This is a genomic window from Helicobacter sp. (assembly GCF_017502485.1).
Classification (GTDB): Bacteria; Campylobacterota; Campylobacteria; order Campylobacterales; family Helicobacteraceae; genus Helicobacter_B.
This window is the reverse complement of record NZ_JAFVUX010000023.1, coordinates 62,976-86,063: the sequence shown is the minus strand read 5'-3', so window position 1 is coordinate 86,063 and position 23,088 is coordinate 62,976. Positions and strand designations below refer to the sequence as shown.

The following is a 23,088-nucleotide window of genomic DNA, read 5'->3' as shown; positions in this document are numbered from 1 at the left end:
CTACTTCGTGGATGATAGATAATCAATTTGCATTTGTATGTAAATACCTAGATCACATACCTTTCGCTTAAGAATCAAGAAGAAAGTGTATGCAGGTATCGCTGTTAAGATTCCAGCTGCAGTAGCAATTAGGGCTTTTGATATTACAGGAGCAATAACATCAAAAGAAACTTGACCACCACTACCAAGCCTGCCAAAAGCATCGAGAATTTCTACAACAGTCCCAAAAAGTCCGATAAAAGGAGATGTAGAAGCAATAATGCTAAGAAAGGAAAGTCCTGTTGTAGAATGCCTAATCACCTTGTTTTTCCACAAAGAAAAAATGCCCGAAGAAACATTTCCATCAATACTAATAAAAATCGCATCTCTTGGGAGTATCTGTTCGCCTTGCAAAATCGCTTCTAACGATTCCTGTTCATCTCTTACCATTTTTACAATACTAATATACTTATAAAAAAAAATCCACCAAGTTACGAAGCAATAAATAGAAAGCCAACATAATGTAATGATTGTTGCTAGACTAGACTCCTCAAAAAACTGAAAAACAGAACCCATTAGAAACGACTTTTTGCAACATGTTCAATTCTTGATACGACAGAATAAATAGCAACCTTGTCATTAGAGGCACCCTCAAGTAGTTCCTTAGCACTGGCAATTGCTTGTGATATCCCAGTCTCATTCTGCCCACCAATGGCTACTGCACCATTCGCAATAATATCCACTTTTGAAGATGTTACTTCCGCATACCCCCAATCAATGGCAATCAACTCCCTTGATTGTCCTTGAAAAATCTCAATCACGCCCGCCTTCAACAAGGAAAGAAGATTGGAATGTCCATACAGAACACCAAACTCCCCATCCACACCGGGCATTGTTATACTATCTACATCACCAGAAAAAATCTCCCCATAAGGGGTAACAATACTTACTACAAGTTTCATCACTTCTCTCTCTAAGATTTTTTCATTCTTTCTGCTTTATCTATAGCTTCCTGAATATTCCCAACCATATAAAACGCATTTTCTGGTATATGATCATACTTACCTTCAAGAATTCCCTTGAAGCCCTCTAGTGTCTCTTCAAGAGTTACATATTTTCCGGGACTCCCCGTAAATACCTCGGCAACAAAAAATGGCTGAGACAGAAATTTCTCAATTTTTCTAGCTCTCTCAACAGTTTTCTTATCTTCCTCCGAGAGCTCATCCATACCCAAAATAGCAATAATATCCTGCAAATCTTTATATTTTTGAAGAATTTGCTGAATCCCAGTCGCCACTTTATAATGATCCTCGCCAACAATCTGAGGATCCAAAATCCTTGATGTAGAGTCCAATGGATCAACTGCAGGATAAATACCCTTTTCCGCAATTTTTCTATTTAAAACCGTAGTTGCATCAAGATGTGAAAAAACGGATGCTGGAGCTGGGTCTGTCAAGTCATCTGCTGGCACATAAACCGCCTGAACAGAAGTAATAGATCCTTTCTTAGTGGAAGTAATACGCTCTTGCAATCTTCCCATTTCGCTGGCAAGTGTTGGCTGATAACCAACAGCTGATGGGATTCTACCCAAAAGTGCAGACATTTCTGCACCAGACTGCGCATAACGGAAAATATTGTCAATAAACATCAAAACATCAAGCCCTTTTTCATCACGGAAATATTCCGCCATAGTAAGACCGGTAAAGGCGATTCTATTTCTTGCTCCAGGTGGTTCATTCATCTGTCCATAGCACAGAGCAACTTTATCCAAAACACCACCTTCTTTCATTTCGTGGTATAAATCATTTCCCTCGCGTGTTCGCTCTCCAACCCCAGCAAACACAGAATATCCACTATGCTTATATGCTACATTGTGGATAAGCTCCATAATAACAACGGTTTTACCTACACCAGCTCCACCAAATAATCCAACTTTACCACCTTTAGAATACGGAGCAAGCAAATCTACCACCTTAATACCCGTCTCAAACATCTCTGTCTTTGTGCTTTGGTTTTCAAATTTTGGTGCTTCCCTATGGATAGCCCATTTCAAATCAGTCTCAACAGGCTCTCCACCATCAACAACCTCTCCAACAACATTAAAAATCCTACCAAGCACTTCTTCGCCAACTGGAACTTCTATCATCTTGCCTCTCGCTACAGCTACTTGCCCCCTGGTTAAACCTTCTGTCATATCCATAGCAATCGTTCGCACCCTATTATCACCCAAATGTGCGGCAACTTCCAATACTAAACTCTTCTTTTCTCCATCAAAATCATAAAACACATCAAGTGCCTCATTAATCGAAGGAAGATATGAATCGAAATCCACATCGACCACCGGACCCATTACTTGAACAATTTTTCCTTCCATAACTTACGCTCCTTTCCAAATATTTAAGTTACTTCATCGCTTCAACGCCAGCATTAATCTCTACAAGCTCAGTTGTAATAGATTCTTGCCGTGCCTTATTGTATGAGATAGTTAAATCTCTTACAAGCTCCCCAGCATTTTTTGTAGCCGCATCCATCGCCTGCATTCTAGCACTATGCTCAGCCGCCAAAGAATCTATCAATGCATAATACATATTATACTCAATATATCTCTGTGCCAACTGGTCCAAAACCGTATCTTCTTCTTCATCAGGTTCAATATTGACGATATTATCTGCAGATAATATTATCTCACTCCCACCATGAATATCCAAACCTAATGGTAGGATACTTTTCACCTTAAGCTCTTGAGAAATCTTATTCCTAAAGCCATTATGAATCAAGATAACCTCATCGGTCAATCCATCTAAATAATCCTGCGCTACTTTATGGATAAACTCACTTGATTTTTCGTAGTCTGGACTCGAACTGAGCCCCATAACTTTATCTAAAATCTCAATCTCATTAAAAGTAAAATACGCTATGCCCTTTTTGCCTATACCACGCAATCTCACCTTTATTCCTTTTGATTTAAGGTCCGCAATCAATCTAATAACCTCTTTGATTGTCGCTGCATTAAACCCACCACACAAACCCTTATCGGCAGTTACAAATATAATATCAACTTTTTTAATCTCTCTACGCTTCGCACTGACAAAAAAACTACTATTGATATTATCCAGCCCCCTCACCTGGACTTTTGAAACAATATCTTCAAAAATATCATTAAGCTTGTTTGCATAGATACGAGAGCGCTTCGCCATTTCTTCAGCTTTTTTCAACTTCGATGTAGAGACCAACTTCATTGCGCGCGTAGTCTTTTGGGTATTCTTTACGCTCTCAATTTTCGTCTTTATCTCTTTTAGGTTATTTCCCATATCTTACTCCATCCTACTAACTAAAGCTAAGCTTATACTCTTCAATAGCCTTCGTTAAAGCAACTTCCAAATCTTTGTCTAGAGCCTTTTTACTGCGAATTTCTTCAAAAATCTTAGGATACTTAGCTTCTATAAAAGGGTAAAGCTCGTTTTCAAACTCTACAACACGACCCACAGGAATATCATCTAAAAACCCTTTAGCCCCTGCAAATACAACAATAACCTGCTTCTCAATCGCCAACGGGGAATATGGTGGTTGTTTAAGTACCTCAACCATTCTCTGCCCTCTCTCGAGTTGTTTGCGACTTGTTTCATCAAGATCGGATGCAAATTGCGAGAATGCTTGAAGTTCTCGATATTGCGCCAAATCAAGACGCAATGTTCCAGCCACCTGCTTTGTCGCCTTAATTTGTGCTGCACCTCCAACACGAGAAACAGATAGTCCAACATTAATAGCTGGTCGCACACCCGAATTAAATAGATTTGTTTCCAAAAATATCTGCCCATCAGTAATGGAAATAACATTTGTAGGAATGTATGCTGAAATGTCTCCAGCTTGTGTCTCAATGATCGGCAAAGCAGTCAAAGAACCTGCTCCCTTTTCATCAGATAATTTAGCAGCTCTCTCCAACAAACGAGAATGGATATAAAAAACATCTCCCGGAAACGCCTCGCGTCCCGGAGGTCTGCGCAAAATCAAACTCATCTCTCGATAAGCGACAGCGTGCTTACTCAAATCATCATAAACAATAAGAGCGTGGCGAGCGTTGTCTCTAAAATACTCGCCAATTGTTACACCTGTATAAGGAGCAAGATACTGCATGGCAGCAGAAGAAGAAGCGGGAGCATTGACAATAACAGTATATTCCATCGCACCGTGTTCTTCAAGCTTGCGCACAACCTGCGCAACGGTCGATTCTTTTTGACCTATTGCAACATAAATGCAAACAACATCCTGCCCTTTTTGATTAATGATCGTATCAATGGCTACCGTCGTTTTTCCTGTCTGCCTATCGCCTATAATCAACTCCCTTTGTCCGCGACCAATTGGCACGAGTGCATCAATAGCCTTGATACCAGTTTGCAATGGCTCATGGACTGACTTTCTGTCCATAATGCCAGGCGCTTTCTGTTCAACAAACCGAAACTCACTTGCTTCGATGGCACCTTTTCCATCAATAGGATCACCAACAGTGTTAATCACACGACCAACAACACCATCTCCAACAGGAACTTTCATAAGGCGTTTAAGGCGTTTTACGGATATCCCTTCGCGTATATTATTCCCACTGCCGAGAACAACAACACCCACACTCCCCTCTTCTAAGTTGGATGCTAACCCGAGATCACCAGTTTCAAACTCAACCATCTCATAGGACATAACATTTTTTAAGCCATAAACCTTAGCCACACCATCTGCATAGCCAATAACTTTACCTATTTCAGATATATCAATACCAACATCAAAGCTACTAATCTTATCTTTAATGATCGAGCTAATTTCCTCTGCTTTCAATTTTTGTACCACTTGCACACTCCTTTAATTTGGTGTAATTTTATGTCAATTAAGTCTATATAGATCTTAAAATATGGGCCTTAAGATCATCAAAAAATCTTTTCTTGAGAAAAGACACCTCTATACCCAAATCCTGGACAACCAAGCGAATACCATCGACCTTTGTCGCAGACTGCTCAATATGTAATTGAACCCCCAGTTTAGCAGAAAGACTCTTGGCTATACTAGCAATCGTATCAGAATCTAAATTTTTAGGTGCATACAAAACAGCTTTGTAACTATTTTGTAGCGCACGTAAATATCTCTCCAACACGCTATCTATAAAGGGAATAATATCGACACGATTATTCTCTATGAGCAAATCGAGAAAAGCACCCAGCTGCTCATCGCCATCAAACAATGACAACAACAATTCTTTCTTCTTCATCCTTCCTATATAAGGAGACTGGATAACATCCCTAAACTTCTCCACAGAAAAAGCCTGTGAAGCCTGTGAAAACAATTTAGACACACGCTCTAAATCATCTCCACTAACATACTGGATAAGAGCCTGAGCGTATTTCTTAGCAATAATCTCTTCCATCACGCTACCTTCTTGCTTAAGATTCTTACATACTCTTGCGTATCAATACCTGCTTCATCGCTATTAAACAGCTCCTTTAATACCGACTCCACAAGCTCAACTCGAGCTTTTCTCTGCTCAAAAAACATTAGCGACTCACTTGAATGCATAAGGCTTTCTATATCAGCACTACATTGCTCTTCATATTTCTGCGTTATTATCATCGCCTCTTTCTTTGCAGTAGCAATAATATCCAATGCTTTTCTTTGTGCCTCTTCAAGTTGCTTTTGTGCCTGCTCTCTACCTTTCCTTGCTTCATTAATTTTTTCTTGAGCCTGTTCAAAACGGCTGCTGATAGCTTGCTGGCGATTTTGCAGTAAAGAATTTAGTCTATGGGCACCTAAGTACCACAATATGGCGAGAAAAATCACAAAATTTATCACTCTCTCGCTAAAGTCGGTGTGAGCTATATCCACCGCTCCGCCACTAGCACAAGCCACGCTAATAAAACCAGCTAGCATAAAACCATATCGAATAAAATATTTCACCACCCTATCCCCCTTATATCTGCTGGATTTTGCTCTTAAGTGCCGACTCAAAGCCTGCCAAATCTGCCAACAGCTCCTGCCTTGCCTGATGTTTTTGGCTTTCAAGATCAGCACGAAAACTATCCAGCTTTGCCTGAATCTCACTAGATTTTTTCTCCATCCTTGCATCATAATCAGCCTTAGCACTATCGATAGAATCTTCGATAATCCGGCTTGCCTGAGCCTTGGCATCAGCAAAGACAGAGCGAATTTTCTCTTGAATTTCTCTCACCTCGTTATCATCACTTACAGCAGATTCCATATCCTTACGCAAAGAATTTTCGCGCTCATCCATAAAACCTATCAGTGGCTTAAATAACCAAGTATTAAGCAAAATCATTGTTATAACAAACACCACAAAAACTAACAACATCAGCCATGGATCAGGAATTGTAATACTCATCTCTATCCTTTCTTAAACAATCAACCGTATCAATTCTAACAACCCAAAACTTAAATTAAGATTTTAATTTTTTAATTAACTGAATAATTACATCTTTTTTTGGTTGGATAATCACTTTACCCTGAGAGATCTTAGCTTGCACACCAAGATCAGCAAGCACGGAAAGCAGCTCCTTTAGCTCCTTGCCATCTGTACCAAAGTCTTGCCTTTTTGTAACACTATGCTTGCTTTTAGCATCCAAATGCTTGAGATCCTTGACTAGTTGCTCCGTTTCTCGCACAGAAAGCTTCTGCCCAATGATAGAATCTGCAAGAATCTTTTGCTCATTTTCGTCCAAACCTACCATCACTTTTGCGTGCCCTTGCGTAATCTTGTTTTGGACAATCAAATCTTGCACATACCCACATAACTCCAAAATCCGAATTGTATTGGTGATTTGAGTACGCGACTTCTTAAGCTTTGTAGCGAGCTCTTCGTGCGTAATTTTGTACTCATTAATTAGTTCTTGATAAGAATACGCTAAATCAAGCGGATTTAGATTCTCACGCTGGATATTCTCAATAATTGCCAGCTCACGTAGCCTACTCCTATCCATATATTCATTGGCTACGACTGCTTTAATCGTGCCTTTTCCAGCAATTTTGCTAGCTCGTAGCCTGCGCTCCCCAGCGATGAGAAAATACTCCCCATCATCATCATAGACAAGAATTGGCTGCAAAAGCCCGTGCTCAGCAATAGAACCTGCTAAATCATTGAGCGCATCACTATCAAAGCTCTTCCTAGGCTGGAAAGGGTTTGGCTGGATAATATCAACACTAAGCTCAATGATGGATTCTGTGTATTCGCCTAGATTCTTCTCATAGGCATTTTGCACCTCACCAAGAAGCTCGCCAAGCCCACTGCCAAGAGCATTTTTCTTCGCCAATCTAGGCTCCTTGCAAAATCGCTTGGGCGAGATCTTGATATGCTATGCTGCCACTCGATTTAATATCGTAAAGCAAGATTGGCTTCCCAAAACTAGGAGACTCTGCAAGCTTGACATTGCGCGGGATAATGATATAGGAGTCATCATCTTTGCCAGCCTTCTTAAATAACTTAGAATCAAAATGCCTAGACAGGTCGGTGAACACCTGCTTGGAGAGGTTATTCTGTGCAGAAAACATTGTAGGAAGTAAGCCACGGATCTCTAGTGTTGGATTCACGCCATTATCCTTAAGTAAGCGGATTGTGGTAATAAGCTGTGCCAAACCTTGAAGCGCGTAATACTCACACTGAATAGGGATAATCACGGAATTTGCCGCGGCAAGTGCGTTGATTGTCAGCGGTCCAAGTGCAGGCGGAGAATCTATGATAATAAAATCATAGTCATTCTCAACCTCAACAAGCTTTTTCTTCAAAATCAACTCTCGTCCGCCCTTGTTAGCATAAAAGCTCTTCTCAATCCCAACAAGTCCAATATCTGAAGGTACAAGATCCATAAAGGGAATGTTGGTTTTTTTTATCACCTCAGAGATTTTCTTACTCCCCATAAGCACATGATAGACATTAAACTCTATATCAGATCGGCGAAATCCAAGACTTGTCGTAGCATTTGACTGTGCGTCAAAATCGATTAAAAGCACTTTCTTCTCTGCAATCGCCAGCGATGCAGCAAGATTCACAGCTGTCGTTGTTTTGCCGACACCGCCCTTTTGATTTGCCACAGTAATTACTTCATACATAGCCTACACTCCACACTCTCGTAAATTGTAAATCACCCTACCTCCAATATCCACGCTCCCATCTTCTAGCAAAAGCGCATTACGCAAAGAGACTCGCGCATCTCCCATATGAAAGGCAAAAGGATAATTTCGCCAAAATTCTAGCTTATAATTGCTGAAAATTTGCTTCCAGCTCGGTGGATTTTGCAAAACTTCAAATAACCTAGCAAAAAACCTTTCTTCATCAAGCAAAATATCGAGTACACCGAACTTTCTGCTATCAAAATTCACTCCAATCCCACAGAGCAAAGCACCACGCCAACGCTCTATAAGAATCCCGCCAATCTTTTTCTCATCAACATAAAGATCATTTGGGTACTTTAGCCATACTGATGAACCAAACTCTCGCAATATATCCCGTATAATACAACCTAGAAATATCGCTACACTCTGCGCTGGCACATCGTCTGGCAAAATGAGTGGGGTATTATAAGCAAACGAAAACATCAAAGCCCGCTCATTTTCCCATACATTACCACGAGATCCGCGACCTTTGGTTTGCGATCTCGCCAGGACGCATATTGATGTGTGTAGATTAGATTCTAGCAGCCTGCGCAATTCATCTTGCGTAGAATCTACACGATCTTTTATAATAAGTCTAATGCCACAGATAGACTCTAGCATAGCACATCACCCACTCTAAGCCCCCTTGTGCGCAAAAATACTCCAGCTTCCACGCGATTTTTACTGGGGGCTTGTAGCTCTTTTATAAGGAGTCTAGCTCCATCTCCACACGCGATGATACAAGGGCTGATGCTACAAATCTCTCCCGCGCATAAAGCAGGCTTTGCAAGCGGTCTTTGCGCTAGATTCTGCTTGTGTGTGCTAGATTCTAACACTTCTCTCTCTAGCAACTCTATACCAAATAACTTCACCCCACTAGCTAGGAATACTCCGGGCCACGAACCAAAGGCTAGCCACTTTTTATACACCAGCTGCGCACTGCTCAAATCCACCAAGCCATCTTGCTTGCTAATCTTCTTGCAGTAGGTTGCCTTACTGTGGTCTTGTGGCACAGGCACAATAAGCGAAAATCTATTGATCACATCACAAAGCGTCTGCGCCCCAAGAGTCGCTAGAATTTGACTTAAGGCAGCGTAATTTGCGTGGCTATCTCTGGGGATTTTGGCTATGGCTAAAATGTCCCCACTATCTAGCCCACTATCCATAAGCATAACACTAACGCCAAATTCCCTATCATCGCTTAAGATCATCTGCTGGATAGGGCTAGCCCCGCGATACAATGGAAGAATAGATGCGTGCAGATTAATGCAAGGCGCAAGAGATAAAATAGATTCTGGCAAGATCTTCCCATAAGCTACAACAATAATCATCGTAGGCTCATAGCTAGCTAGATTCTGGCGCACTTCATCATCTAGCACTTGTGGTTGTAACACGGGAATATGCCTACTCTGCGCTGCAAGCTTTATGGGAGATGGAGTGAGAATCTGCTTGCGCCCTATGGGCTTATCCGGCTGCGTGCAAACCACCACAACCTCATACCGCTCACATAGCTGCTCAAACACCACGCAAGCAAACTCTGGTGTCCCCATAAACACAAGCCTCATTAATACACTCCTACCCGCTAGATTTTGCGCACAACAACTTCAAGATAGAATCTAGCCCCACTAGATTCTACTGCCCACCAGCACCCGCACTATCTAGGACCGATTTAATAGTCCTAACACTGCTTGGGGAGCTAGAGAGAAAAATTTCCACGCGATTATTTTTTGCACGATTCTCTAATGTCGTATTTGGCGCGACAGGGCTATATTTGCCATAAGATGAGTAGGATAGCTTCTCAGGATTCACACCATTTGCCAAAAGATTACTCATCACAGCATACGCCCTAGCTGCAGCTAACTCATAAAGATCCTTATACTTAGCATTGCTAGATAATGGCTTATCATCTGTATAGCCACGCACATCAATCTTTACTTCAGGCGGAAGCTTATTAATAATCTCAGCGATCCTGCGCACATAGGTTATCATCTCTTCATTATTAAGGTCTGCCCTACCCTCTTCAAAGAGCAGATCTGCTGGCAAGCGCAGGGTGATCCCCTGTTCGATTTGCTCCAACACACCACCCTCTTGGATTAGCATTTGAATCTGGGTGATACTGTCCTTGACTGCGACTGCTGAAGCACTGCCATCTGCGGTTTGAGGATTCTTGCCCTCTGTATCTTCGTGCACCTCGCCCGGATCTGGTGGTCTCTGGAATATGGGCTGAAATATCGAAGATTTAGGGGGATTGGAAAAAGCCGTTACAAGTGCTTGACTTAGAGCCTTTGCTTTGGAGCTCTCTGTACTAGAAATCGCCCAAAGCGCGATAAAAAGTGCGAGCAAAAGTGAGAGAAAGTCCGCATAGGGAACCGCCCACTTCTCGCCAGCTGGACACTCTTGTGCTTTTTTCTTAGACATTTAATGTCCTTTATTATTCAAATTGTGAGATCTTGGGCTGATCTGGGCGCAAGAAGCCCAGTAGCTTGCTCTCAAGGTTGCGTGGATTCTCACCATTTGCAATCGCCAAAATCCCCTCCATAATCACAATTTTTTCTTGCACAAGATAGAAAGAGTTGTTTTTGATCTTATTGCCCAATGGTCCAAAGATAACATACGCACACATAATCCCCGTAACAGTCGCGGTAAACGCCCCGGCAATCCCAGCTGCCATAGCGGTAGGATCTTCTAGCAGCTGGAGCGCAAGCATAAGACCCATAACCGCCCCTACAAGCCCCATTGTAGGAGAGGTCTCCCCAGCGACAATCCAATAATGCGCTGCACCGTGGTAGTAATGCTCCATTTGCTCAATTTTAATCTCCAAATCCTCTTTCACTGATTTTGCATCGCGCCCATCAATAACCATACTAAGCCCATCACGGAAAAAGTCGTCTTCTATCTGCGCCGCGCGCCCCTCCAGTGCTAAAATCCCATCACGCCTAGCAAGCGAGGAAAACTCAACGACATCTTTTATCGTCTTTGTGAGATCGAGCTTTGGTCCCATAAAGGCAAGCCCTAGCTCCTTATAAGCAGCCTTAATCGCTGCAGAATGCGTAGAAACCATCGCAGCAAACAAGGTGGTAGGAATAATGATGATACAAGAACTCAAATGGATAACATGAAGCGGATTTCCGCCCTCTAAAATATCTCCAATAGAGATAGAGGTGATCGCCAAAATAATCCCTAATAATGTAGATAAGTCCATAAACACGCTCGCTGTGATAATCTATTGTACCCAAAATCAAAGGCACAATGCTTGCCAAGCTTCAAAGCAAAAAATATGCCAAGAATGTTTCAAAAATCTAGGCAAACTCTCGCACTCCCTTAGCTAAATAGCGCGTAAGATAGCGCATCATTAGCAAGGCTTGTGCCGAACGCTAGAAAACATCGGCATTACCAAAGACTCTTTAAGCATAAACCCTGCTAGATTTTAGCCCAGATCGCCCGCAGCACGCTGGGATAACCTTTAGCGTGGAGCTTAGTTCTGTCTTTGCGTTGTGTGATGGCATTTGGGGAGATTTGAGTGGCTTTAAGCGGGAGCGAGTGAATTGTCGCACAATATTTGGATATTTCTATGCGTATTTGGCGTTAGCTTTTGTGGTTTTGATTTGGGTGCTGGGGACCGGTTTTGTATACTAGGACTTCAAAATTAAGCTGTATCTATACGCTTATTTTAATTACAATCCTAGCTTTGAAATTTTAAATTGTGAAAAGAAAGCTATGAAAAGTAAGATTCTAGCAGTGGGCTTAATCAGTGGCGAAGATGGCAATCGCTACGCTTTTGAAGCAAGTGATGTGGCAAATCTAGAGAGCAGAAATGTGGAGAATACACGGGCTGTGAGGTGGATTTTGAAGGAAATAAAATGCGACAAAAAATATTTTCATCACGGGCAGCAGTATTACTCTAGCAAATATGCAAGGGGAACTTATAGCAAAAACACACAAAGCATTCACTTGAAGTTTTTTGCTTGCTATTGGGCTTTATTTTGGCGGGAGCTTTATCTATATGTGGATTGCTGGTTTGCATTGTTTGTGTCGGCTGCGCTTATGTTGATGCGTAGCAGTTGTGGTAATGCTTTAAGTTTAGCGGGTATTGTGCTGATGCTTATAGCGTTTATTACTTTTGTTGTTGTGATGATATTTGCCCTTACATTTGCACGAGAGTTGGCGTTTGTTGTCGAACAGAAGTTTTGCTTTGAGCTACATATTTGGATTTCTTTGCTAATGTTGATTGTAGTTATTCTAAATTTTAGGTTGGGTAGTTTGGGACATTTGTCAAATTGCAACATTTATTAATGCCTAATTACTGGTTTTTATCAAATGAAAACTATCCACAAACACACAGAAAATGATGCAATACCTTGGTTTTAGATTCTGCAAGTTGTAGCATCGGCTTTGCCTCCTTGCTTTTTTGCCGTGAATGAGTAGGAGTTTGGGGTGAGATTTCTCAACTAACTTCTTTTGCTACAATTTCAAATCTTATTTTATCTCAACATTTACAAGGCGTTTGTATGCAATTAGATTTTCATTCTGTTGAAGTTTTAGTGCTTGATTTTGGCTCACAATACACACAGCTTATCGCTAGAAGATTGCGTGAATATGGTATTTATACCGAGATAGTGCCGTATTTTGAAAAGCTAGAATCTATCAAAGCAAAAAATCCTAAAGGAATCATTCTTAGCGGGGGACCTGCTAGCGTGTATGAAGAAGGGGCATATAAACCGGACGCTAGGGTGTTTGAACTAGGAATCCCTGTGCTTGGAATCTGCTATGGTATGCAATACATTGCACATTTTTTTGGCGGAAGTGTGGTAAAAGCGAACGCGCAGGAGTTTGGCAAGGCGGTGCTAGAAATTGCAGATTATAGTATGGATTCTAGACTATTTAAGGATGTGAAGCAAGATTCTATTGTGTGGATGAGCCACGCGGATAAGGTAGAATCTCTGCCTAGTGGTTTTATGGAGCTTGCTAAAAGTGGGAATACGCATTATTGTGCTATTGCAGATTTCACGCGGCAAATTTATGCTTTGCAGTTTCACCCAGAAGTCGTGCATAGTGAGTGTGGCGGGGAAATTCTAAAAAACTTTGCTGTGGGAATTTGTGGGGCGGATACAAGCTGGAATATGCGGAATTTTGCGGAGACTGAGATTGTAAAACTGCGTGAAAAAGTGCTTGGGGAGACTTGCGAAAATAGGGCGGATTCTAAGCTAGCACAGAAGGTATTGTGTGCTGTGAGTGGCGGGGTAGATTCTAGCGTGGTAGCTACACTTCTTTATCGTGCCATAGGAGAGAATCTTATCCCTATTTTTGTAGATACCGGGCTTTTACGCAAAGGTGAAAGAGAGGGGGTAGAAGCAATGTTTAGAGAGAATTTAAAAGCGCCTTTAATTGTAGCAGATGCTAGGGAGCTATTTTTAGAGCGATTAAAGGGTGTAACTGACCCAGAGAAAAAGCGAAAAATTATTGGCGAGACTTTTATAGAAGTCTTTGAAGAAGAAGCTAAAAAACATAACACAAAAGGTGAGATAAAGTTTTTAGCACAAGGCACACTCTACCCTGATGTCATAGAATCTGTGAGCGTAAAGGGACCAAGTAAGACGATAAAAAGCCATCATAATGTAGGCGGATTGCCTGAATGGATGAAGTTTGAGCTAATCGAGCCTTTAAGAGAGCTTTTCAAAGATGAGGTAAGGGCTTTAGGGCGAGAGTTGGGGATGCCTGAATCTATGCTTATGCGCCATCCATTTCCCGGACCCGGACTTGCTATACGCATTATGGGCGAGGTAAATGCGGCGGATTTAGAGCTTTTAAAGGAAGCGGATTCTATTTTCATAGAAGAGCTACATAAATGGGGCTTGTATGATTCTGTGTGGCAGGCATTTTGTGTGCTTTTGAATGTGCGAAGTGTGGGTGTGATGGGAGATAACCGCACTTATGATAATACTATTTGTATCCGCGCAGTGGAAGCAATGGATGGAATGACAGCGAGTTTCTCACACTTACCCCACGCCTTTTTAGAATCCGTTTCAAATCGCATAATCAACGAAGTAGCAGGGATTAACCGCGTAGTGTATGACATCACTTCAAAACCCCCGGGCACTATTGAGTGGGAGTAGGGAATGACTGCAAAACAAAATGTGTTGCCGAATTTATTGATAGAAATTGTGGAGTTTTTAAAACAGCAAAATCTGCATTTAAGCCAACAAAGTCGCGATGGACGAATTAATTCTGCTTTTAATGAAGATGAGATTTTTAATCTTTTAGATTCTAATAAAGTTTAATGAAACAAATTGGTGGGAATGGGGGAGAGATTATCATAAAAGCGAAATGCCCCGCATTTATGTTAATACCAAAACACGCAATAAAAAGCCATTTTTCTTACACCCTTGCAAAGCCTATGATGGCTCAATTTTAGCGATTTTTCCAAAGTTTAAAGTGGATTCTACAATGCTACAAGAAATATGTGATAAGCTAAATGACACAGATTGGCAAGAGCTTGGGTTTGTGTGCGATGGGCGGTTTCTTTTCTCACAAAGAAGTTTGGAAAATGCTATGTTGGATTCTGGGCTTTTTGGAAATATATTAAAATATTTATAAAGAGTATGGTATGCAATCTTTAAGAGGCAAGTTTGCAAAACAAAAATTTATAAAAGAGTATATAGATGTTAAAGTATTGACATATACCGTTTTACTCAATGGCTATAAGAGATTCAATCAATGCGGTGGAGAGTTGGTAGATAAATATTATCAATTTAGTGCGGTACACAAAGACACTGGGCGAAAAGAAATATTTTATCTTGGTTATGATTGCGGACAACAATTACTAAAGTTATTAAATATTCCTATTGATTCTATAAAGCTTTTTAATCCATTTAAACAAACAATTAATGATGGGTTAAGCGCAATGAGTGATAAAAGTTCTAATATACCAAAAGATAGGCAAAGCCAACAGACAACATTAGCCAATGAGCTTTTTGATATTATTAACATTATGTATGTGGGTTTAAACTTGAGAGATACCCATATTTTAGATAACATAATTATGAGACTGCGAGAAAATATAGGTGAAAATCCACCTGCTAGTAATTTTGCTTCGGTAAATACAATTCTCAATAAATATGGAACTATATCGGAAATTCTGGAAAGATTACAGAAAAATAATAGACCATTTAAAACATTTAATTTTTCACAGTCAAGAGCTTATTTAAAAGAATATTTGATAAAAAATAATAAAGAAAATCAAAATATAAACTTTTAAGCATTATTAAGCATTGCTAGATTTTAGAACTTTTGCAAATTTACACAAAATGGAGAGAGTGGGCAAGAGTGGAATGGCATAAAACCACCTAATGGTAGGCATTGGAGATGTAGTTTAAAAGAGCTTGACAAGCTGCAAGAAGCAGGGCTAATTGAATGGAGTAAAAACAATAATCCACGCAAGAAAGTTTATGTAAATGAATGCAAGGGCAAAAAGATACAAGATATTTGGGAGTTTAAAGACTCTCAAAATCAAGCCTATCCTACTGAAAAAAATAGAGTAATGCTAAGGTGTATTATGTCGTCAAATGAAGATTCTAGGGTTATGGATTGCTTTTGTGGTGGGGGAGGATTTTTACAAGAAGCTCTAAAATTAGGCAGAAAATTCATCGGCATTGATTGATAGCATTGAAGCAATAAAACTGAATCAAAAATGGATAAAGAAAAGTGAAAATCACTTGCCTAATTGCAATATTGCTTTGATCAAGTAGAGATAGCCACACCCTTCAGCCCCAAATACGCAAACACTCACTTCAACACTGCAAGACCTACAATAGCAGCCAAGATGATCGCCCACCCTTAACTTGAAAAAAAAAAAAACGATAGAATCTAGCTCTGTTTTTAGTCAAGCCAAATCTATGCTAGACACATACAATAAAATTAAGGAGAAAATATGGAGAATAAAACAGAGCAAGAATGGGAATTGATTAAGAAAAATCTACAAGGCAGGCGTGTGTGGCTCTATAAGCCCGGAGAGCAAGGCTCAAAATGGGGGCTTATGTATAAGCGTGGGCTTATGGGGATTGGCTGGAGAAAGCTTGGGGATTTGTCAAATTATAAAAATTTAGATGAGGAAAATTTTAAAGAAGAAATAAAATCTAGGCTTGATGAAAATTATCCCATAGGTAAGGAAAGTAGTAGAAAAAATACCTTAAAAGCACTCTACGAATTCGCTAATAAAATCAAAATAGGCGATATGGTTTTGGCGATGAAAGGCACGACAAAAATACTAGGCTATGGTGAAGTCAAAAGCGATTATTTCTATGACACAAGTAAAGATAGCGACACTATTGATAAATTTTGCTCCTTTAGGGAAGTAGAATGGACAAAAAAAGAGCTAGATACGGGAAAATGGGGGAGAAAAACGCTAACAGACATTACTACATATAAAGAGACGCAAGATGCGTTAGCCTGTTTGCTTGATATGGGCTTCATCAAACATATCAAAGATACAAAAATCCCGCTTAATCAAATCTTATACGGACCACCGGGCACAGGGAAAACTTATAACACTATCGATAAGGCACTGGAGATTCTTTATGATTATGAACTAATAGATTTTATCCCACAAGAACGAGGTGATAAAAAGGTGTTGTTTGATGAGTTTATAGAGCAAGGGCAAATTAGCTTTGTAACCTTTCATCAAAGTTATGGATATGAGGATTTTGTCGAGGGGATTAGACCGCGGCTTAGTGGCGGAAATGATGAGGGTCAAATAAGCGAAAAAATGGAATATGAGATTAGAGATGGAATTTTTAAGCAAATGTGTAAAGAAGCGAGTAAAAACTATGAAAAATCTCTAAAAAATATCAGTGAGGTCAAGCAGGAAATAGAGCTTGATGACTTATTGGAACAATACGCAACTTATATAGAAGATGAGCTGAAAGAAGGTAAAGAGCCGAAATTTGAGTCTAAAGAATGGACTACGAAAATGAAAATACAGGGTGTTCATCGTTTGCAAAATGGAGATTTTAGCTCAATTGTGATAGGGGTCAGCAACGATTCTAGTTCTATGCAGAGACTTTCGCAAAAAGTTATCAAAAGAGATTACGAGAAGTTTAAAAGTGGCGAGATAAAAGACTGGAATGACATTAAGCCAAGCTATGAGTCAAAGTCCCATAGACACGGTAATGCTGGATATTATTTCACACTTTATGAGTCTATTGCTGAATTTGAGAAAACACATTATCAAACTAGCACAATCCCTAGCCTAGAATCCACTTTAGATAATCGCTTAAAACCCTATATCTTAATCATTGATGAAATCAATCGGGGGAATATTTCTAAGATTCTAGGTGAGCTTATTACCTTGCTTGAGTCTAGCAAACGAAAAGATGAAGAAGAAGCCCTTGAAGTTATACTGCCCTATAGTCAAAAGCCTTTTAGTGTGCCAAATAATCTCTATATTATCGGCACGATGAATACCGCTGATAGAAGTATCGCCCTGCTTGATACTGCGCTGCGTAGGCGATTTGAGTTTATAGAGATGATGCCAGATTCTAGCCTGCTATCCACGGACTGCGATGGTGTGGATTTACAGAGACTTTTAGAGTCAATAAATAACCGCATAGAGTTTTTGCTTGATAGAGAGCGGAGTGTAGGACACGCATTTTTGATAGATGTAAAAAATCTTAGCGATTTAAAAGCTGTGTTTAAAAACAAGATTCTACCGCTTTTGCAGGAGTATTTTTATGATGATTATGCCAAGATAAATGCGGTGCTCAATAATAATGGAATGCTAGAATCTACAACAATAAGCCATATGAAATCTTTAGATGAGTTTATAGATGGTGAAAAGAAAGTATGGAGAATCACAGATTCTAGCAAATGGGATATTGAAACTTTTAAAGCAATGTATAAAAACACAGAATCTAACTAAGGCTCATCTATGCCTACACTTCATATCGCTGAGTATCAAAGCTTTGGGCTTGAAGATATACAACGCATTTTAGAATCTTGTGGCACAAAAGATTCTAAGCAAAAAGCACAAAAGATTTTTGAAGAGCTAAAAGACTTTGCTTCCTATGAAAAAAATCACGCTTTTTTAATGTCCCACTCACCAAGCACACTAAAAGCGCAAAACTATGTTGGCACGATACAAACTACAAGCGGCTTTTGTATAGAGATTTTACCTAAGACTTTTAATGGAAGAATGCAAGATTCTAAAAAATGCGAATGCAAAATCCGCTTTGAGAAAGAAAAGATTAAAAAAGCTTTTGCATATTTTAGTAAGAATATTAGAGAATCTAGCTATACAGAATCTAATAGCAAAGAAAATAGCAATCTCTGTAATGTTTGTGAAGCTAAAATGATTCTATTAAATTGCCTTGCCACACTTAAAGATACACCTTTTAAACACAATGATTTTGCTAATCTCCGCACGCTTAAGTTCCCGCTTTTAGAAATTTTTGTGCGTATGTTTTTAAATGAGTGTGAAAAACTAATCAAAGCTGGGTTAAAAAGCGATTATCTTTGTATCGCACAAAATAGAGCATTTCTCAAAGGTAAGCTAGAGTTTAAAGACCACATTACACAAAACCTTATCCATAAAGAGAGATTTTTCACAAGTAGTGATGAATACACACAAAACATCGCGCCAAACCGCTTGATAAAATCAAGCCTTGAGATTCTAGCGTGCCTAAATCTTAGCCCTAGCACACAAACAAAGCTAGATTCTATGCGGTTTATCTTTGCTGATATTAGCCAAAGCGATAGCATAGAATATGACTTTATACAATGCAATAATATGAGCCGAGCTAAAGAATATGAAATGGCTTTATTATGGTGTAGAGTCTTTCTAAGACAACAAGCCTTTAGTCCTTATGCTGGGAGAGATAGAGCAGTGGCGTTTTTGTTCCCAATGGAGAAGCTTTTTGAATCTTTTGTGAGTTTTTGGCTTAAAAAATGCGCTAATGGTTTTAGCATAACAACACAAGAGAGCAGAAAATATCTACTACAAAATGAGAAACAAGAAAATGTATTTTGCTTAAAGCCTGATATTGTAATGCGTGGTAAGGGGGAGATTCTCATCATAGATACAAAGTGGAAAATCCCAGATTCTAACTCTAGTGAGAAAAAATATGGAATCTCACAAAGTGATTTATATCAAATGTGGGCGTATGCGAGCAAATATCGCTTAGAGTCTAAAAATGTCCGCGTAGTGCTTATCTATCCACAATGTGATAGGACAAGAGATTTGGCAAAATCGTGGCAGGATAAGCAGTGGTTTTTCAAAGCAAGTGTAGATTCTAGCAATGTAGAATCTAGTAATGCTAGCTCTACTAAGCTAGATTCTAGTATCTCAATCTCGCTTGCCTTTGCCCCACTTGAGCCTACTACTTGAACCTATTTGAGCCTGCTTTTGTAGCCCCGCTTCAAAGCCAAGCTAGAATCTACACTCCAGCTTTACATCAGCCTTGCCACATAGCTACCTTATAGTATCTGCCATATCCGCTACCTATTGCAGGCTAAAGCTACACCACCGCTACGCAAATCCCATAAAGCCTAGCTGAAAGGTGAGATTGATAGGGTCTATCTCATAGCTAATGAAGCTTCGCACATTGCTAAAGCTTACAAAGATTTGGTCTGTTTAGCTATAGAATTTGCTTTAGCGAGTATTCCGCGCCAGCACCTATGCCTAGTTCTAGGATGATCACACCTAAGCACAAAGCACAATATAAAACGCTTTTTGCTATCATTTTAGCAAACACCAAAGGCAGCACAATGAAAACTATCGCCATTATCGGCAGACCTAATGTAGGTAAGTCATCTCTATTTAACCGCTTGGCAAAGAGCCGCATAGCTATCACCTCACATATCGCAGGCACGACAAGAGATACCAACACCATACAAATCACACTACACAATGGGCAAAGCGTGCGCATAGTCGATACCGGGGGCATTGAAGATACGAGCGATGAGCTCTTTACAAAAGTCGCACATAAAGCAAGACAAGCAGCAAAAGTGGCAGACTTGATACTCTATCTAGTCGATGGTAAGCTACTACCCACACAAGAAGATAAGAAGCTCTTTTTCACCCTGCAAAAGAGCGTGCCAGCCCTGCTTGTGATCAACAAAATCGACAATGACTCCCAAAAGGAGCTAGCCTACAACTTCGCCGAGTTTGGGACAAAAGCTATGTACTTTATCTCCGTATCACACAATCGTGGCATAAGCCAGCTGCTTAACGCACTAGAATCCACCCTCTTCCCAGAGATGCAAGAAGTAGCGCAAGATATGGAAGAAGAGCTACTAGAAGCACTAGAAAATACAAAACAAGCAGAGCTAGAATCTACAATGTTAGATTCTAGCGTGGATGACCACGCCAATAAATCAACTAGCAATGGCAAAAAAACGACTGCTAGTAAAAACTCAAGCACAGCCCAGAGCTTACACGATCAAGCAAAGGATTCTAGGATTTTAGATCCGCGAATCAGGGCTTTTCAAAGCTCGCAAGGAGATAAGACTAGTGTCCCATTGACACAGCAAGCCGTTGAAATCCCCGATCTTAACCAGCAAGCCAAATCTGCCAAAGAAAAACCAACCACCGACCTAATCCAAGTAGGTATCATCGGCAGAGTCAATGTCGGTAAATCCTCTATCCTAAATGCTCTTGTAGGCTATGAGCGCAGTGTAGTAAGTGCGCAAGCAGGCACTACAATTGATCCTGTCGATGAGCAAATCACCTTTGAGGGCAGCACTTTACGCTTTGTCGATACTGCTGGTATCCGTAGAAAAGGCAAGATAGAATCCCTAGAGAAATATGCCCTTGATCGCACAAGCAAGGTGCTAGAGCAAGCAGATATAGCCATTTTAGTCCTAGATTCTAGTGCGCCACTTGTCGAGCTTGATGAGAAGATCTTCTCCCTTGTGCAAAAGCACGCGCTAGGTGTGATAGTCGTGTGGAATAAATGGGATATAGCGCACACGGATTTTAATAACATTCGGGCAGATTTCTTGCGACGATTCCGCTTCTTAGAATACGCGCCATTTTTGACCTTAAGTGCGCTTAAGGGGCGACATATCAAGGAGCTAAAGCGCAAAATCCTAGAAGTCTATACCAACTATGCCTCAAGAATCCCCACCTCTAAGCTTAATGACACCATTGCAAAGGCGGTGCGCACCCACCCAATCCCAAGCGATCACGGAAAGCTGGTTAAAATCTACTACGCCACGCAATACGCCACCAAGCCCCCGCAAATCGCACTCATAAGCAATCGCCCAAAGTCCTTGCACTTTAGCTATAAACGCTTTTTAGTCAATCAACTTAGGAAAGAGTTTGGCTTAAGTGGCACGCCTATTTTGCTAGCTCCACGCCCCAAAGGGCAAGGCAACCCAGAGTCTATTTAGATTCTAGCTAGAGCTTCTTACTAGAATCTAGTCAATAATAGCCACTCCTATAAAGTAAAGCGCAGAGCCTAAAAGTCAAAGCTTAGCTTTGTCATCACATAGCTACGATTAATCGCAGTATTTGGCACAATTGCTCTTGATGGATCACTGGCAAAAATACTATCGTGGCGATATATGCTTGTGTAGTAGTTGGCAATGAGCGAGAGTGTAAGCAGCTCACTAAAGCTTAGATCCATAGTGAGCTTGAGTGAGTATTCATCAGCTGCAGGGGCAGTGGTGTAGCGACCATCTAGTCCGATCCCATATTGACTTTTATAGCCTAGCATCGTTTTAGCAAAGTTTGCTTTGGTAAAAAAGAGTGCGCTAAAGGCGTCTTTATACACTAGGGCATTTAGCGATGGACCAGAAGCATACACGCTATTATCCCAGATATTCACCCCAAGTGGCGAGCCAAAAAGTCCTAGCCTAGCGTGGGAGAAGCCTACATTTTGCTGTGCGGCTAGAGCTAGATTATAGCTACTGCGTTCTTTGTAAAAGTCAAAATCCTGCTTTAGTAAAATCGTAGAAGTAAAGCCCTCTTCACGCCCGTTTTCATTGCGCAAAAACCCACTAAGAAGTAGTGGCACTTGCATATAAAGCTGATCATAGATAGGAAATACCGCATTAAGCTTGGTGCTTGCATTAAAGCCACTTGAGTCACTGGCGTAAGGGTTTGTTTGATACTCTAGGGCTAGACCAGGCGCGCTATACTCGCTAATCCCATAGTAATAAAATACATTAATATCAAGCAGGCTTTTTTCAAAAGAGTGGCTAAACCCAAGCTTCGCACTAATGAGCCCGCGCGGCGTATAGACACGATTATAGTCCCAGAAGAAGCCATCGCCTAGCAGTGCTGTGCTAGAGATAGCCGCAAACTCTGTGTAAAAGTTTGATGGCGCGATATCATAGGAGTTATTAGACTCATAGCGAATCCTCCCTCCCTCAACAAAGCTTGCGATATAGCCCCCATCATCGTAGAAAAACCGCCCTAAAGAGAGATGGTATAAGAAGCTAGAGCCTACATTTTGAGCGATTGCAAGATAAGCATTATGCACTATATAATTGCGCGTATTTGTAGGAGTGGCTGTGCCCTTACCATCATAACCTTGATTGTAGCCTATGTAGTTGTAGCCTAAGTCATCACCATTTTTCCTTGTAGAGTCATAAGCTAGCCCAGCTCCAGCACCACCAAAGCCCACTTGGATTACACCAGACTCTCCAACCGCTCTTAGCTCCAAGCCAAGCGCTCCTAGCATATAGCCATAGCTCTCCGTGGGAGAAGTTTTATCCCCGCCTAGTGCGAACTTATTAAACGCTTCTACTTGTACCACGGGGAAAACACCGCTTTTAGAAGCTTCTTTGTCTTGCACGAGAGCGTGAGTACTACCCCAAGAAGTGTGCGTGAAACACGCAAACAGCCCGATTATTGATAGTCTTTTCATACCACACCCCTTGTCGCAAATATCATAAATACGACATTATAGTGGGGGTTTGATTATTATTTGCTTTATGTTTGGTTGAAGTAACTTGCTAGAATCTAGTGAA

At 40.6% G+C, this 23,088-nt stretch carries 23 protein-coding genes and 1 pseudogene; 9 read left to right on the top strand and 15 right to left on the bottom strand.

Going from position 1 to position 23,088, the window contains the following annotated elements:
• The 14 genes from IKB69_RS05205 to motA all read right to left on the bottom strand — a co-directional run bounded on the left by IKB69_RS05205 (position 1) and on the right by motA (position 11,323).
• Positions 1-555 carry a MotA/TolQ/ExbB proton channel family protein gene (locus tag IKB69_RS05205; protein ID WP_290946840.1) on the bottom strand — a complete coding sequence of 185 codons (555 nt, stop codon included), beginning with the start codon at positions 553-555 and terminating at the stop codon, positions 1-3.
• Positions 555-941 carry an ATP synthase F1 subunit epsilon gene (gene atpC / locus IKB69_RS05200; protein ID WP_290946837.1) on the bottom strand — a complete coding sequence of 129 codons (387 nt, stop codon included), beginning with the start codon at positions 939-941 and terminating at the stop codon, positions 555-557. Before atpC ends, IKB69_RS05205 begins: the two co-directional genes overlap by 1 nt.
• An 11-nt stretch (positions 942-952) precedes the next feature.
• The gene (gene atpD / locus IKB69_RS05195) at positions 953-2,353 is read right to left on the bottom strand and encodes a F0F1 ATP synthase subunit beta (protein ID WP_290946834.1); all 1,401 of its coding nucleotides are present in this window, start codon (positions 2,351-2,353) and stop codon (positions 953-955) included.
• Positions 2,354-2,381: 28 nt separating this feature from the next.
• Positions 2,382-3,290 (bottom strand): ATP synthase F1 subunit gamma, encoded by a 909-nt coding sequence (gene atpG, locus IKB69_RS05190; RefSeq protein ID WP_290946831.1) that lies wholly within the window; start codon positions 3,288-3,290, stop codon positions 2,382-2,384.
• A gap of 16 nt (positions 3,291-3,306) precedes the next feature.
• The gene (atpA, locus tag IKB69_RS05185; RefSeq protein WP_290946878.1) at positions 3,307-4,818 is read right to left on the bottom strand and encodes a F0F1 ATP synthase subunit alpha; all 1,512 of its coding nucleotides are present in this window, start codon (positions 4,816-4,818) and stop codon (positions 3,307-3,309) included.
• A gap of 43 nt (positions 4,819-4,861) precedes the next feature.
• The gene (locus IKB69_RS05180) at positions 4,862-5,389 is read right to left on the bottom strand and encodes a F0F1 ATP synthase subunit delta (RefSeq protein ID WP_290946829.1); all 528 of its coding nucleotides are present in this window, start codon (positions 5,387-5,389) and stop codon (positions 4,862-4,864) included.
• A complete protein-coding gene (locus tag IKB69_RS05175; protein ID WP_290946827.1) occupies positions 5,389-5,916 on the bottom strand; it encodes a F0F1 ATP synthase subunit B in 528 nt (175 codons plus the stop codon). The genes IKB69_RS05180 and IKB69_RS05175 overlap by 1 nt, the downstream gene beginning before the upstream one ends.
• A 13-nt stretch (positions 5,917-5,929) precedes the next feature.
• Positions 5,930-6,358, bottom strand: a complete 429-nt coding sequence (locus IKB69_RS05170) for a hypothetical protein (protein WP_290946824.1) — start codon at positions 6,356-6,358, stop codon at positions 5,930-5,932.
• Between the two features lie 55 nt (positions 6,359-6,413).
• Positions 6,414-7,283, bottom strand: a complete 870-nt coding sequence (locus IKB69_RS05165; RefSeq protein ID WP_290946821.1) for a ParB/RepB/Spo0J family partition protein — start codon at positions 7,281-7,283, stop codon at positions 6,414-6,416.
• Between the two features lies 1 nt (position 7,284).
• A complete protein-coding gene (locus IKB69_RS05160) occupies positions 7,285-8,079 on the bottom strand; it encodes an AAA family ATPase (protein ID WP_290946819.1) in 795 nt (264 codons plus the stop codon).
• Positions 8,080-8,082: 3 nt separating this feature from the next.
• Positions 8,083-8,742, bottom strand: a complete 660-nt coding sequence (locus IKB69_RS05155; RefSeq protein ID WP_290946816.1) for a biotin--[acetyl-CoA-carboxylase] ligase — start codon at positions 8,740-8,742, stop codon at positions 8,083-8,085.
• Positions 8,736-9,686, bottom strand: coding sequence for a methionyl-tRNA formyltransferase (gene fmt / locus IKB69_RS05150; RefSeq protein ID WP_290946814.1), 951 nt, complete (start codon positions 9,684-9,686; stop codon positions 8,736-8,738). Before fmt ends, IKB69_RS05155 begins: the two co-directional genes overlap by 7 nt.
• Positions 9,687-9,753: 67 nt before the next feature.
• Positions 9,754-10,539, bottom strand: coding sequence for a flagellar motor protein MotB (gene motB, locus IKB69_RS05145; protein WP_290946811.1), 786 nt, complete (start codon positions 10,537-10,539; stop codon positions 9,754-9,756).
• 13 nt (positions 10,540-10,552) lie between these two features.
• The gene (gene motA, locus IKB69_RS05140; protein WP_290946808.1) at positions 10,553-11,323 is read right to left on the bottom strand and encodes a flagellar motor stator protein MotA; all 771 of its coding nucleotides are present in this window, start codon (positions 11,321-11,323) and stop codon (positions 10,553-10,555) included.
• A gap of 515 nt (positions 11,324-11,838) precedes the next feature.
• On the opposite strand from motA, the gene IKB69_RS05135 reads away from it, so the two are divergent.
• From IKB69_RS05135 to der, 9 genes and pseudogenes are all read left to right on the top strand, one after another.
• Complete coding sequence (locus tag IKB69_RS05135) at positions 11,839-12,414, top strand: hypothetical protein (RefSeq protein WP_290946806.1); 576 nt, start codon at positions 11,839-11,841, stop codon at positions 12,412-12,414.
• A 215-nt stretch (positions 12,415-12,629) separates the two neighbouring features.
• Positions 12,630-14,234, top strand: coding sequence for a glutamine-hydrolyzing GMP synthase (guaA, locus tag IKB69_RS05130; protein WP_290946804.1), 1,605 nt, complete (start codon positions 12,630-12,632; stop codon positions 14,232-14,234).
• A 3-nt stretch (positions 14,235-14,237) separates the two neighbouring features.
• On the top strand, positions 14,238-14,399 hold the full coding sequence (locus IKB69_RS05125) for a hypothetical protein (RefSeq protein WP_290946801.1): 162 nt from the start codon (positions 14,238-14,240) through the stop codon (positions 14,397-14,399).
• A pseudogene (locus IKB69_RS05120) lies at positions 14,386-14,715 on the top strand (hypothetical protein); the annotation flags it as partial. The gene IKB69_RS05125 and the pseudogene IKB69_RS05120, both read left to right, overlap by 14 nt.
• 10 nt (positions 14,716-14,725) lie before the next feature.
• Positions 14,726-15,376: a hypothetical protein gene (locus IKB69_RS05115; protein WP_290946800.1), complete on the top strand. Its 651-nt coding sequence runs from the start codon at positions 14,726-14,728 to the stop codon at positions 15,374-15,376.
• Positions 15,377-15,454: 78 nt separating this feature from the next.
• Positions 15,455-15,778, top strand: coding sequence for a DNA methyltransferase (locus IKB69_RS05110; protein WP_363240270.1), 324 nt, complete (start codon positions 15,455-15,457; stop codon positions 15,776-15,778).
• Positions 15,779-16,048: 270 nt separating this feature from the next.
• The gene (locus tag IKB69_RS05105) at positions 16,049-18,034 is read left to right on the top strand and encodes an AAA family ATPase (RefSeq protein WP_290946798.1); all 1,986 of its coding nucleotides are present in this window, start codon (positions 16,049-16,051) and stop codon (positions 18,032-18,034) included.
• Positions 18,035-18,043: 9 nt separating this feature from the next.
• Positions 18,044-19,498 (top strand): McrC family protein, encoded by a 1,455-nt coding sequence (locus tag IKB69_RS05100; RefSeq protein WP_290946796.1) that lies wholly within the window; start codon positions 18,044-18,046, stop codon positions 19,496-19,498.
• Between the two features lie 380 nt (positions 19,499-19,878).
• A complete protein-coding gene (der, locus tag IKB69_RS05095) occupies positions 19,879-21,504 on the top strand; it encodes a ribosome biogenesis GTPase Der (protein ID WP_290946792.1) in 1,626 nt (541 codons plus the stop codon).
• A 68-nt stretch (positions 21,505-21,572) separates the two neighbouring features.
• On the opposite strand, the gene IKB69_RS05090 is transcribed toward der, so the two are convergent.
• A complete protein-coding gene (locus tag IKB69_RS05090) occupies positions 21,573-22,985 on the bottom strand; it encodes an outer membrane family protein (protein WP_290946790.1) in 1,413 nt (470 codons plus the stop codon).
• Positions 22,986-23,088 lie beyond the last annotated feature (103 nt).

Bases quoted from the DNA above. Each gene is read 5' to 3' on its own strand.
- IKB69_RS05155 (WP_290946816.1), bottom strand. From the start codon at position 8,742: ATGCTAGAGTCTATCTGTGGCATTAGACTTATTATAAAAGATCGTGTA.
- IKB69_RS05135 (WP_290946806.1), top strand. From the start codon at position 11,839: ATGAAAAGTAAGATTCTAGCAGTGGGCTTAATCAGTGGCGAAGATGGC.
- IKB69_RS05125 (WP_290946801.1), top strand. From the start codon at position 14,238: ATGACTGCAAAACAAAATGTGTTGCCGAATTTATTGATAGAAATTGTG.
- fmt (WP_290946814.1), bottom strand. From the start codon at position 9,686: ATGAGGCTTGTGTTTATGGGGACACCAGAGTTTGCTTGCGTGGTGTTT.
- motB (WP_290946811.1), bottom strand. From the start codon at position 10,539: ATGTCTAAGAAAAAAGCACAAGAGTGTCCAGCTGGCGAGAAGTGGGCG.
- der (WP_290946792.1), top strand. From the start codon at position 19,879: ATGAAAACTATCGCCATTATCGGCAGACCTAATGTAGGTAAGTCATCT.
- atpC (WP_290946837.1), bottom strand. From the start codon at position 941: ATGAAACTTGTAGTAAGTATTGTTACCCCTTATGGGGAGATTTTTTCT.
- IKB69_RS05090 (WP_290946790.1), bottom strand. From the start codon at position 22,985: ATGAAAAGACTATCAATAATCGGGCTGTTTGCGTGTTTCACGCACACT.
- IKB69_RS05100 (WP_290946796.1), top strand. From the start codon at position 18,044: ATGCCTACACTTCATATCGCTGAGTATCAAAGCTTTGGGCTTGAAGAT.
- IKB69_RS05105 (WP_290946798.1), top strand. From the start codon at position 16,049: ATGGAGAATAAAACAGAGCAAGAATGGGAATTGATTAAGAAAAATCTA.
- atpD (WP_290946834.1), bottom strand. From the start codon at position 2,353: ATGGAAGGAAAAATTGTTCAAGTAATGGGTCCGGTGGTCGATGTGGAT.
- IKB69_RS05115 (WP_290946800.1), top strand. From the start codon at position 14,726: ATGCAATCTTTAAGAGGCAAGTTTGCAAAACAAAAATTTATAAAAGAG.
- IKB69_RS05170 (WP_290946824.1), bottom strand. From the start codon at position 6,358: ATGAGTATTACAATTCCTGATCCATGGCTGATGTTGTTAGTTTTTGTG.
- IKB69_RS05160 (WP_290946819.1), bottom strand. From the start codon at position 8,079: ATGTATGAAGTAATTACTGTGGCAAATCAAAAGGGCGGTGTCGGCAAA.
- guaA (WP_290946804.1), top strand. From the start codon at position 12,630: ATGCAATTAGATTTTCATTCTGTTGAAGTTTTAGTGCTTGATTTTGGC.
- atpG (WP_290946831.1), bottom strand. From the start codon at position 3,290: ATGGGAAATAACCTAAAAGAGATAAAGACGAAAATTGAGAGCGTAAAG.
- IKB69_RS05180 (WP_290946829.1), bottom strand. From the start codon at position 5,389: ATGGAAGAGATTATTGCTAAGAAATACGCTCAGGCTCTTATCCAGTAT.
- motA (WP_290946808.1), bottom strand. From the start codon at position 11,323: ATGGACTTATCTACATTATTAGGGATTATTTTGGCGATCACCTCTATC.
- IKB69_RS05205 (WP_290946840.1), bottom strand. From the start codon at position 555: ATGGGTTCTGTTTTTCAGTTTTTTGAGGAGTCTAGTCTAGCAACAATC.